Source organism: Virgibacillus sp. Bac330 (assembly GCF_003667845.1).
In the GTDB taxonomy this organism is placed as follows: Bacteria; Bacillota; Bacilli; order Bacillales; family Amphibacillaceae; genus Virgibacillus; species Virgibacillus chiguensis.
In genome coordinates this window covers 4,159,416-4,170,971 of record NZ_CP033048.1, presented here as the reverse complement: position 1 = coordinate 4,170,971, position 11,556 = coordinate 4,159,416, and the positions used below count along the sequence as shown (strand labels likewise).

Below are 11,556 nucleotides of genomic sequence, written 5' to 3'. Positions count from 1 at the left end.
AGGATTTGCAAAATGAAATACACTACTATCTTAAACAAACTATTGGAAAAAAATGATCGTTTAATTGCTTGTCACCAAGGGTCGGCAGGAGGGAATATTTCCTACAACACATATCGTTCCATGCTGAATGCCATTCGTCAAGGTGCTCATATTGTAGAATTTGATATTAGTCGATCAAAAGACGGTATCTTTTATATTTTTCACGAGCATGAAGAGCCCATTCGCTTGAATCAACAAGAAAAATTTCGCGAATTTACCTCTGAGGCATTAAGTCATATGCCTTTACTGAATATGAATATGCAGGCTGTCGATTCCCCACCAACAGTGAAACAATTTATGGCCGCTATGAAAAAGCATCCCCATACATTATTACATGTTGATCATGCCAAGAAATGGGGAAAAGAGCTTTTGGAGCATTTCGATCAATTTGAAGATCAGCGAGAATCGATTATAATTAAAACAGATGTCGAAGTAACCGATTATTTGGAAGTATTAGCACAGCACGATGTAAAATATATGACACTGCCAAAGGTCTGGAGCGAAACTGACTTTGAAACCATTATGTCGTATCGTGATCGCATTAATATCATTGGATTTGAAATGATCTTTGATGATCCGCAAGCAGCTTATGTATCAAAGGAAACTATACAGACGCTTCGAGAAATGGGCTATCACACTATGATAAACGCCATTGTTCTTTGGAATGATCGCCCATCACTTTGCGGTGGGTTTGACGACGATATTTCTTTGTTGGAAGACCCTGATTCAGGGTGGGGAAAGCTATTAGAAATGGGCTTTGATATTATTCAGACAGATTGGCCACTACCATTAAAAGTATATCTTGAGCAAAAAGGAGTTAATCTCGTCTATGAGCCTTAAACCTATATCGCCACGATATGAATTTGCAATCAACTTAATTGACTCTTGCAAACTTCTATTAGAGCAACATTCCATTGAAAATATAGAAGAAAAAGAACACGATAAAGATTTAGTTACCAATCTAGATAAAATACTTAATGCGCATATTGTTCATGAAATTAGCAACAGATTTAAGGATAGCATAGTCGGTGAGGAACAATCAAAATCAGGAAACAAACAAAACAGCTGGTACATTGATCCTATTGATGGAACGACAAACTTCATTTATCGTCATCGTGAATTTGCTATATCCATCGCCTTTGAAGGAAATGAAGAAAAATTCGGACTTGTTTTTGATGTAAAGGAAGACACACTATATCACGCTCATTCCAACTCGGGAGCTTTTATTAATGGTCAACCTTTTACCCGACCAAAAACAGCAGCATATGGAATTATCCATATTACCCCAAGCTATCTAAAGGAAGCAAAATATGAAGCGTTTGCCAATCGCTTTAAAGGTGTTCGTTACCTAGAAGTTTGTGCTATCGAAATCATTCGAGTAGCAATTGGAGAAGCAAGCTGTTTTTATAGAAAAGATCAACAAGCATGGGATTATAAAGCTGCTGTTATCTTCGCAGAAATGGTCGGCTTACCTGTAGAAGTAACAGAAAATCAAACCGTTCTAATAGGTACAAAATGGAACGAGTTACTTGAAGAAATTAACAAACACGCAGGGAAAAGTGTTTCGGGGCGTTTATAAAAATTAACGAGTTTAGACCATACTCACTAAGACTAATACAGCGCTACTTATCAACACGAAATGGATATAGTGACTTATCGTCAACTTTCATGGATAGTTAAATAAAACCTTTTGGAACGAAATGATCATGTAAGGTGCTGGAATCGCCAGCTGGCGTGTCATAGCACCTTACATTTTGATTCACAATAAGCCAAAAATTGGAGGTGCTTTTATGGTGAAGTTGGAGGACGTCGCCAGAAAAGCTGGTATTTCTAAAACAACTGTCTCACGCGTATTAAATAACGACAAAACCATTACAGTGACGGATGAAACGAGAGAGAAAATACTGGCGGCCGTTGAAGAATTAGGATATAAGCCCTTACGTAAAAAAAGGACAAAACCAAAGCAATACCATGTGGCAATGATTCATAACAATGAAGCATTTAAAAGCACTGTAGATAGAGCCTTCTACTTTTCCATTCGTAATGGACTAGAGCATATGGCGCTGAAGAAGAATGTGACCATTGTCAGTTTACCACTAGATCATTTAACAACGATCTCTACTACGAATACAACTTTTGATGGCGCCATTATTCTCGGAAACCTTTCCAAAGATGAACATGATTTTATTCGTGAGTATATTCATTCGCAACATGTAGTTGTTATTGGTCTTGCAAATCCTTATGCGGATCAATATGACCATATTTCATTTAATACAAGACAAGCTGTGTATAAAGTACTGAACTATTTAAGAGAACTTGATCATGAACAAATTGGCTGCTTAGGTGCCGAAGAATCATCTGATCTATTAAACACTGATTCACGTAAATGGCATTTCACCAACTATATGAAAGCACTAGATCTATATCATGAAGATTGGGTTATTTTTGGAGACAAAGGAATAGAAGCGGGGCAAGAAATCGCTAAAAAATTACTAGAACTTGAGGAAATACCAACGGCTTTGTTTGTTGCTAACGATCCAACGGCAATTGGTGTAGTGCAAGCATTGCAAGATGCAGGGCTAAAGGTTCCAGAAGATATGTCAGTCATTGGATTTAATGGTGACTATACAACGGAATACATTTACCCCCCATTGTCTACATTAAAAGTAAATACAAATGAAATGGGACAAGAAGCAATTATCACTGTTCTAGAACGGATCAAAGGATACAGGAAACTAGCTAAAAAAGTAGAAATAGCAACTCATATTATTGAACGGAAAAGCTGTGCTCCAATGAAAAAATGATATGTAATATCATTTTAACTTTCATATAAATAGATATAAGCAAAAACGAGCAGAGGGAATTTTGCTATTATAATAGTTAATGTGGCTCTATCGTATAAAAAGGCAAAATGACAAATCATGATTCATTGTGTTCCATAAAATTTTTATCCAGCTTGCAAACTTTCTTTACAATCGAGTAGGAGGGGGCGACTAACCCCCGACCTCTCACACCACCGTACGTACGGTTCCGTATACGGCGGTTTCATTTAAGTCCAACGCATCGTTTGATATCGTTTATGTAGACTCTTTAAGCCTAGGTTTGACCAGTATCGATCACCTAATGCTCTATGTAAGATCGGACTTTTAGCTATACGCCAATAAGCCTTTCTCGTGTTTGCCCACTCCCATGCTTTTCCTTTACTAATTCCAAGTTTTATTAAATTCTTGTATTTTGTTTTGACTTTCTTCCATTCTTTCCAGCGTATCATTCGCATCCTTCTTCGAATCCAGCTATCCAAAACTTCAAATATAGAGGGCGTCTCTGCTAGCTGATAGTAGCCTAGCCAACCTACTAAGTATCGATTTAGCTTTGCGATTCTATCCTGCATATTCATAGACTTCTTTCTTGAGGTTAGTTCTCTGACACGCTGTTTAAAGCGTTTGATACTTTCTTTAGAAACCCGAATCTTTGGGTTCTCTTTATGGAATGTGAAAGAAAATCCTAGGAATTTACGCTTCCATGGGCGGTCTACTGCACTTTTCTGTTCATTTACTTTTAATTTGAGTTTTCCTTCGATAAATGTAGTGATACTTTTCATCACTCGCGATCCCGCTCTCCTCGATTGAACATATATGTTACAGTCGTCCGCATAACGGACGAAATGGAGCCCCCTTCGCTCTAATTCTTTATCTAGCTCATCTAAAACGATGTTGGATAGCAACGGACTTAATGGTCCGCCTTGAGGGGCTCCTTCTGTGTTTGGTTGAACGATTCCGTCCTCCATAATGCCAGCTTGGAGATACCTACGTATAAGTTTAAGTACTCTCGGATCTTTGACCTTTTGGCTCAGTTTCCTCATTAATCGGTCGTGATGTACTTTATCAAAGAATTTCTCTAAATCCATGTCTATAACCCAGCGATAGCCATCTTTCATATAGCTTCTCGCTTTCCTAACCGCGTCATGTCCTCGTCTGTTTGGGCGAAAACCATAACTATGTTCAGAAAATGTTGCGTCATAGATGGTTGTTAGAACTTGTGCGATTGCTTGTTGGATGAAACGGTCTAGCACGGTAGGAATTCCTAGCTTCCTCACTCCGCCGTTTGGTTTCGGGATTTCGACACGGCGAACGGGTTGAGGATAGTAGGTACCTGATTCGAGTTGTTCTCGAACGGAAGCCCAGTGTTCCATGAGATGCGCTCGTAGGTTTTGTACGGGCATTTCATCCACACCGTGGCTTCCTTTGTTACGTTCGACACGTTTCAGTGCACATATTAAGTTTTCTCGTGATAGAATGCTTTCCAACATGATATCTAACTCCTACGTGAATGGCTCTTTCTTCTTGTGTGGCAATTTCTCTCAGCCCTTCTAGTGTCCCCCACGGGATTCACCGCTTCCTTCACTAGGAAGGTTTTCTTGTTTCTGCTTCATCAAGTATTGCGTACTCCGAAGCGACCATTCTTCTTCAATGATTCAGCCCTTCCTAGAAATATCTAGTACTACGGCTTCGGCTGACTTCTGACAGTTCAGCGAACACTTACATGTTCGGTTACGGCGTGTGCACCGCTTTTCTGTCAGATCTCCCGGGGTAAGCACACATTCTTCCTCTCCATATCCCCACTTCATTTACTCTGTGTACCCTTTGGCAGTAAGGACTTTGACTTGTTGTGCAGTCTCATCCAAGTACACCTAGCCTTCTATGAAGTTCGTGTTCCTAAGGGCGGAGATTTGCCGCCGACTTCCTTCAGATTCTGGGTCACCCCAGACACCCTTGTCTTAGGCTAACCACTACTACTGCCTTCGTGGTTCGGGACTCGAACCCTAGAGAATGTGTGCATGCCTGGCACACACATAAAAGCCTTCAGAAAACATTTTCTAAAGGCTGCTTTACGTCTCGAAAGGAAGGCTAAGACAACCTACCCATCTTAGAAAGTTCAGCTGAAATCCCCTATAGCATAAGCTTCAGCGCGCTTATGTTATCAATCTCGCCTTTCTTTCGTAGACCTTATCTGACCTGTCCTTTATACTTCCTCTTTAAACGAGCATTTTCTATTCCCTCAATAAATCCGCTACGATCTTTTCATTCCGTCCATATAGTTTTTCATTGTGAGAGGATACCATTGCTGTTTTCGTTGCTTCGGGTTCAAGGTAAAGCTTGGCTTGATTGACTGCGTTTGCTGCATCTTGAAAAGCACCAGCAATAAGATGAAGCTTGCCGTCATGATGTAAAATATCTCCTGCAGCAAATAAGCCAGAGATAGAGCTTTCACTGCTGCTTGATCCAGCTATAAAATAATGATCAAAGATTTGGATATCAAGTGGGCTGTCTTCTAATAATGATTTGTCTCTCTCATAGCCATGGTTCACAATAACCTCGTCAATCGGAATATATTGCTTTACACCTGACTCTCGATTTTTCAGTGCTACTTTTTCTATTTGATCACCAGAGGCATTTGCCACTAATTCCGCAATTTCAGTTTGCGTGAAACATACAACAGAATGATTTTGTAAATATGTAATCTGGGATTCATGGCAAGAAAAATCGCTTCTACATGCAATATATACTTCTTTCGCAATACCTGATAATTCTTTAGCCCAATCCGTAGCAGAATTCCCTCCACCAGAAATTAATACACGCTTATTCTTAAAATCTTTCAAATTCTTTATCGTATAATGCAGATTTTTATTTTCAAAGTCGCTCGCATTAGCAATTGGTAAACGTTTTGGATTTAATATTCCCCCACCAACTGCTACAATTACGGTCTTAGAATAGTGCACATTTCCTGAGGACGCTTTCACAACAAAGAAACCAGCCTCATTTTTGTCAATGGATACAACTTCCTCATTGAGCACTACCTCAGGGTCAAAGGTAAGTCCCTGCTGCACCATGTTTTCAACAACTTGTTGTCCTGGAAGAGGTGGCATCGCACCTATATCCCAGACAATTTTTTCAGGATATACATTCACTTTCCCACCAAGAAAAGGATGGTACTCAATAATTTTTGTCTTCAATTCACGTAGACCACTGTAAAATGCTGAAAAAAGCCCCGCTGGCCCTCCTCCAACAATCGTTACATCATACACATCTGCCTCAGATATATGAATCATTTGAATGCTCCTCACAATTGAAAATGATTATCAGTTGCATCCATCTTATACTATTTTACAACGTGTTGCAACCCTTTTTATATAGAGTTACTAATAAAGCCTGCTTTTCACCATATTAATTTTAATACTAGCAATTGACAAACAAAAAGATACGGTATATCATTCTGGTATTGATAATCATTTTCAATTAAAGGGTAAATCAATGTTTTGTTATTTAGGAAGTAAACGTTCGTAAAAAATTCCACTGTATGATCAATAACCTTTACCCTTTCGCTATATATATAAAGAAAGGAGGATAAGAAAATGTTTCGTTTAACCGCAAATGACCTAACTGTTGGCTATGACAAAGTGCCCATTATACAAAATTTATCCGTTACTATTCCTGATAAGCAGATCACATCCATCATCGGTAGTAATGGCTGTGGTAAATCTACTTTATTAAAAGCGATAACAAGAATCATCCCTTATGAAGATGGTTCTGTCCTTTTAGATGGTTCCCAAATCGCCACGATGAAAACAAAGGACGTTGCTAAGAAAATGGCCATCCTCCCCCAATCACCAGATAGCGCAAGCGGATTAACAGTTGGTGAATTGGTATCTTACGGACGTTTTCCACATCAAAGTGGTTTAGGTCGATTAAAACAAGCAGATATCGATGTAATTCATTGGGCAATGGAGGTAACTGCTATATTAGGTTTTAAACACCGCACTGTAGATGAATTGTCTGGCGGTCAAAGACAGCGCGTGTGGATTGCAATGGCTTTAGCGCAAGAAACGGACATCATTCTACTTGATGAACCAACAACCTATCTCGATATGGCTCATCAACTAGACATTCTTCAACTGCTAGAGCAACTGAATAAGCAAGAAGGTCGAACCATTATAATGGTTTTACACGATATCAACCAAGCGGCTAGGTTCAGTGATCACTTGCTCGCCATGCGTTCAGGACAAATTATTCAAACAGGGAGTCCCGGAGAAGTACTTACCAAAGAAATGTTACGAAATGTATACGAAATAGACGGAGAAATAGGGACAGATCCACGCACAGGAAAACCGATCTGCATCACTTACGATCTAATTAAACAAAAGGAGCAACATAACAATGAAAAAAAGATTCATTCTGCTATTTAGCATCCTCATTCTTGTACTTAGTGCTTGTAATACGAACGATGAAAAGCAAGAAGATAACGATAAAGCAGCTTCAGACAATGAAAAAGATACCATTACCTATGAATCTGAAGACGGTCCTGTAGAAGTTCCTGCAGACCCGCAACGTGTCGTTGTGCTTAGCCAATTTGCTGGAGATTTAATCAAACTTGGCGTCCATGTTGTTGGTGCTGACTCATGGGCGAAAGATAACCCGCGCTTTGAAGAATTAAAAGACGCTGCCACCGTTTCTGAAGATAATATAGAACAAATCATCGAGCTAGAACCAGATCTAATCATCGGCTTATCTTCCACTAAAAATATAGACAAGTTAAAAGAAATTGCACCGACCGTTACATTTACTTACGGAAAAGCTGGTTACTTAGATCAACATATTGAAATTGGCAAGCTCGTAAACAAGGAAGAAGAAGCCCGCAAGTGGGTAGAAAGCTTTGAGAAAGAAGCAAAAGATATCGGTAAACAAATTAAAGATAAAATTGGCAAAGATGCTACCGTATCTGTCATCGAAAAGTTCGATAAACAATGGTATGTATTTGGTGATAATTGGGGACGCGGTACCGAAATTCTCTATCAAGCCATGGGCCTAAACATGCCTGAATCAGTGAAAGAACAAGCTTTAAAAGACGGTTATTACGCTCTTTCAGAAGAAGTGATCCCTGATTTTGCAGGTGATTATTTAATTGTTAGTGATCAATCCGGTGCAGAAGATACTTCTTATTTAGAGTCCGATACGTTCCAAAACATTCCTGCTGTACAAAATGATCATATATTTGTTGTTAATGGAAAAGAATTTTACTTTAACGATGCGTCAACACTTGAATATCAATTGGAGTTTTTCAAAGAAAAATTTTTAGGGGAATAAACGGTGAAGAAAGTAAAAAGAGAAATCCAACATACGGCTTTTCCAATCAAATTAATCATCGCTATTATAGTATGCTTCTTCACATTCCTTGTAGCAACAAAAATGGGAGCAAAAGAAACGAGTTTTGCTGACGTTTTTAATGCGTTTTTCCAAAAAGGTAGTTCTCCAGGCTATTCCATTATTCGGGATATTCGTTTACCAAGAGAAGTTGCCGTGATGTTTGTTGGAGCAGCTCTTGCTGTTTCCGGTGCCATTATGCAAGGGATGACACGTAACCCCTTAGCTGATCCTGGGTTACTTGGTTTAACTTCCGGTGCCAATGCTGCATTAGCATTCGCACTGGCCATGTTACCGAGCGTAAGCACTTTTGGAATTATGGTGGCATGTTTTATTGGGGCTGCAGCAGGTGCAGGGCTCGTCTTTGGTATTGGCTCCATGCAAAAAGGTGGCTTTACCCCTGTCAAATTAGTATTAGCAGGTGCTGCCATTTCTATCTTTTTACAAGCAGTTGCGGATGCTATCGGTTTATATTTTAAAATCTCCAAAAACATCTCCCTTTGGACAGCAGGAGGTGCTATTGGTACGACATGGCAACAGCTGTCCATTGTTGTTCCATTTATTTTAATCGGGTTACTATTTGCATTGCTTCTATCTCGTCAAGTAACGATTCTCAGCTTAAAGGAAGATGTTGCCACTGGTTTAGGTCAAAATACAAGGCGAATTCGTTGGCTGTTATTTATTGTGATTGTTATATTAGCTGGAGCCGCCGTCTCGTTAGTCGGGAATATGGCATTTATCGGCTTAATGATCCCTCATATTGTACGAGCAATTGTTGGTGTTGATTATCGTCATATCATTCCGATGTCTATCTTTACTGGAGCCATCTTTATGTTGCTTGCAGATTTAGTCGGACGTATGATTCATGCACCAATGGAGACACCAGTTGTATCCATTGTTGCTGTTCTTGGACTCCCGTTCTTTCTATTTGTTGTGCGAAAAGGAGGAAGCGCATTTCAATGATTCCATCCCAACTAATACGCAAACAACGCATCATTATATTCATTTTACTACTACTTATTATCATGACGTCCATCATAGCAATTGGCGTAGGCCCATCTTCTGTGTCGATAGATCGTTTAATTCCGACTATTTTAGGAAACGGAACATTTAAAGAAGACTTCGTGTTTTTCTCTATTCGCTTACCACGACTTATTATTATCGTGTTAGCCGGCATGGCACTCGCACTTTCTGGGGCTATTTTACAGGCATTAACTAGAAACGACTTAGCTGATCCAGGAATCATCGGGATAAACTCGGGAGCTGGTCTAGCTATTGCCGTATTCTTTTTATTTATGCCAATAGAAGTAGAAAATTTTGTATATATGCTACCTGTTGTCGCTTTCATCGGTGCTATGGCTACTGCCATATTGATATATATATTTTCCCACCAAAGAAAAACCGGTCTAAATCCTATCCATCTTGTTCTTGTTGGGGTTGGATTTTCCATGGCATTATCTGGTCTTATGGTCATCCTCACATCTGGTGCTAAAAATGAGAAAGTCGACTTCATCGCTAACTGGTTGGCAGGAAATATTTGGGGAACAGACTGGCCATTTATCTTAGCTCTGCTCCCATGGATTTTGATTTTATTTCCATATACATACATAAAATCACACCAGTTAAACATTTTTGGGATGAGTGAACCAGTAGGTATTGGGCTTGGTATGCATGTAGAAAAAGAAAGAATCGTATTATTAATGGTAGCCGTTGCCTTAGCAGCTGCAACCGTATCTGTGACAGGTGGGATTGTCTTTATTGGATTAATGGCACCACATATCGCAAAAGGGCTCGTCGGGCCACGACATCAGCTATTCCTACCAATCACTATTCTGATGGGTGCTTGGTTATTACTAGTAGCCGATACGATTGGCAGGAATATATTGCAGCCAGAAGGCATTCCCACAGGTATTGTCGTGGCAATTATCGGAGCACCGTATTTTATTTATCTACTATTAAGAAGCAAATAATATGGGCGAGTGGGTAGTTCCCACTCGTTTTTTATTTTATTTAATAATTAGCTTTGACGGTATGGGATAAAGTTTTCTCTACTATTTTTTTCTCGTTAACGATATGGAAATTTTTTCTTGTTATTTATTATTGTTGCATGTAAAATAAGGAATAATAAACACCTAACAAGAACAAAGGCTCGGGGCGCCCGGTTAGCAACGTAGCGAGTGGAACGAATCAACTAAAGTTTTAAGAATCATGCTCCTGCAACAGGAGTATGCCGGCGCCCTCCAGCAAACCCATCTTTAGTCGGCCTTCCTATTTAGAACGAACCGATGATGACTTATCGTAAGGCAATGGAGTGAAGTCACCTAGTTGCTGGGCGCTGAAGCCGGACGTGGCTAAATAAATTAGTTAGTTGATCCACAGCTGCAAAATTTTATAATTTCCTATAACGAAAAAAGGCACCTTCCCAAGGTGCCCTGCTCAAAATACAAACACTTTTTTAGCTTTTCGTTTGAAAATCTATGTATTTAGTTTGCTTCTGACTCAAACTGATCAATTATTTTATCCATTGGAAAATAAACAAAATCATTTTCATCGGTTTCTTGTTCATTTCGATGCATCGATACTTCAGCAAGATCAACAAAATCTATGGTTAGTACTTCCCAGCCTTCATGTTGCAAAAATTCATCACCGGCACTACTATAAGCAATTTGAGCTAACAAAGTTTTATCATTTATCGTGTCGTTATCGCCAATTATAATGGAAGCTTTTATTTCTCCATCGTTCATCGTTAATTTTTGTATTTCATCATTTTCTTCTAATACATGATCCTCTAATAATTGTGTCGCTTTATCCACAGTCATACCTTTGTTTTGTTCTTGTTTCTCTTCCGTCTTTTGATTATCTGCCTCTTCTTGTTCCTTATTTTCTTGCTCCGTCTCTTTTTCATTTTCTGCCTTTGCTTCGCTCTCAGCTTCTCCAGAACAAGCAGCCAATGAAAGGCTCAAAATACTAATAACAATTAAAAATAATACTTTTTTCAAATCTGTATCCTCCAAGCAGTAGTATAAAAATATTATGCTGTATGGAGGAAGATTTTGCAAGATAAAAATGGTGTCTAAGCAAGCAAAATATCATGTACGTGCAGTGAAAAAACACACGACATTCATTAGGAATATATTTGCCAATGAACATTTCTACTTTCATATAGTGCATGCTGATGAAAGCATAAAGTTGTCATAGAAATGCTCCAAATATCTTAGCTTTTTGCCTCCATTATATCCAAGAACGCAAGAGACCCAAATTTTAAATCTTACCGACTTCTATGTATTTAAAAATCCTTAAAAGCATTGTATCCATAAAA

General features: G+C 39.0%; 10 protein-coding genes. 7 read left to right on the top strand and 3 right to left on the bottom strand.

The features are described from left to right. Positions 1–12 precede the first annotated feature (12 nt). The 3 genes from D9780_RS19505 to D9780_RS19495 all read left to right on the top strand — a co-directional run bounded on the left by D9780_RS19505 (position 13) and on the right by D9780_RS19495 (position 2,843). Entirely contained in the window at positions 13–879 is an 867-nt protein-coding gene (locus tag D9780_RS19505; protein ID WP_121641219.1) for a glycerophosphodiester phosphodiesterase family protein, read from the top strand. Further along, positions 869–1,618, top strand: coding sequence for an inositol monophosphatase family protein (locus tag D9780_RS19500; RefSeq protein ID WP_121641218.1), 750 nt, complete (start codon positions 869–871; stop codon positions 1,616–1,618). The genes D9780_RS19505 and D9780_RS19500 overlap by 11 nt, the downstream gene beginning before the upstream one ends. A 211-nt stretch (positions 1,619–1,829) precedes the next feature. Then, on the top strand, positions 1,830–2,843 hold the full coding sequence (locus tag D9780_RS19495; RefSeq protein WP_121641217.1) for a LacI family DNA-binding transcriptional regulator: 1,014 nt from the start codon (positions 1,830–1,832) through the stop codon (positions 2,841–2,843). 245 nt (positions 2,844–3,088) lie between these two features. Here the strand turns inward: D9780_RS19495 and ltrA are convergent, their stop codons facing one another. Further along, a complete protein-coding gene (gene ltrA / locus D9780_RS19490) occupies positions 3,089–4,351 on the bottom strand; it encodes a group II intron reverse transcriptase/maturase (protein WP_121638889.1) in 1,263 nt (420 codons plus the stop codon). A 738-nt stretch (positions 4,352–5,089) separates the two neighbouring features. Next, a complete protein-coding gene (locus D9780_RS19485) occupies positions 5,090–6,139 on the bottom strand; it encodes an NAD(P)/FAD-dependent oxidoreductase (protein ID WP_121641554.1) in 1,050 nt (349 codons plus the stop codon). Between the two features lie 312 nt (positions 6,140–6,451). Between D9780_RS19485 and D9780_RS19480 the strand changes: the two genes are divergently transcribed. Genes D9780_RS19480 through D9780_RS19465 form a run of 4 tightly spaced genes read left to right on the top strand, consistent with a single transcriptional unit; the run spans position 6,452 to position 10,207 of the window. Next, a complete protein-coding gene (locus D9780_RS19480) occupies positions 6,452–7,282 on the top strand; it encodes an ABC transporter ATP-binding protein (RefSeq protein WP_121641216.1) in 831 nt (276 codons plus the stop codon). Next, a complete protein-coding gene (locus tag D9780_RS19475) occupies positions 7,254–8,180 on the top strand; it encodes an iron-hydroxamate ABC transporter substrate-binding protein (protein WP_121641215.1) in 927 nt (308 codons plus the stop codon). The genes D9780_RS19480 and D9780_RS19475 overlap by 29 nt, the downstream gene beginning before the upstream one ends. 3 nt (positions 8,181–8,183) lie before the next feature. After that, a complete protein-coding gene (locus D9780_RS19470; RefSeq protein WP_240458731.1) occupies positions 8,184–9,200 on the top strand; it encodes a FecCD family ABC transporter permease in 1,017 nt (338 codons plus the stop codon). Then, positions 9,197–10,207, top strand: coding sequence for a FecCD family ABC transporter permease (locus D9780_RS19465; protein ID WP_121641214.1), 1,011 nt, complete (start codon positions 9,197–9,199; stop codon positions 10,205–10,207). Before D9780_RS19470 ends, D9780_RS19465 begins: the two co-directional genes overlap by 4 nt. 513 nt (positions 10,208–10,720) lie before the next feature. On the opposite strand, the gene D9780_RS19460 is transcribed toward D9780_RS19465, so the two are convergent. After that, entirely contained in the window at positions 10,721–11,236 is a 516-nt protein-coding gene (locus D9780_RS19460) for an acid shock protein (protein WP_121641213.1), read from the bottom strand. Between the last annotated feature and the right edge of the window lie 320 nt (positions 11,237–11,556).

Excerpts from the sequence above, each read along its gene's own strand:
- D9780_RS19500 (WP_121641218.1), top strand. The coding sequence starts at position 869 with ATGAGCCTTAAACCTATATCGCCACGATATGAATTTGCAATCAACTTA.
- D9780_RS19480 (WP_121641216.1), top strand. The coding sequence starts at position 6,452 with ATGTTTCGTTTAACCGCAAATGACCTAACTGTTGGCTATGACAAAGTG.
- D9780_RS19495 (WP_121641217.1), top strand. The coding sequence starts at position 1,830 with ATGGTGAAGTTGGAGGACGTCGCCAGAAAAGCTGGTATTTCTAAAACA.
- D9780_RS19505 (WP_121641219.1), top strand. The coding sequence starts at position 13 with ATGAAATACACTACTATCTTAAACAAACTATTGGAAAAAAATGATCGT.
- D9780_RS19475 (WP_121641215.1), top strand. The coding sequence starts at position 7,254 with ATGAAAAAAAGATTCATTCTGCTATTTAGCATCCTCATTCTTGTACTT.
- D9780_RS19465 (WP_121641214.1), top strand. The coding sequence starts at position 9,197 with ATGATTCCATCCCAACTAATACGCAAACAACGCATCATTATATTCATT.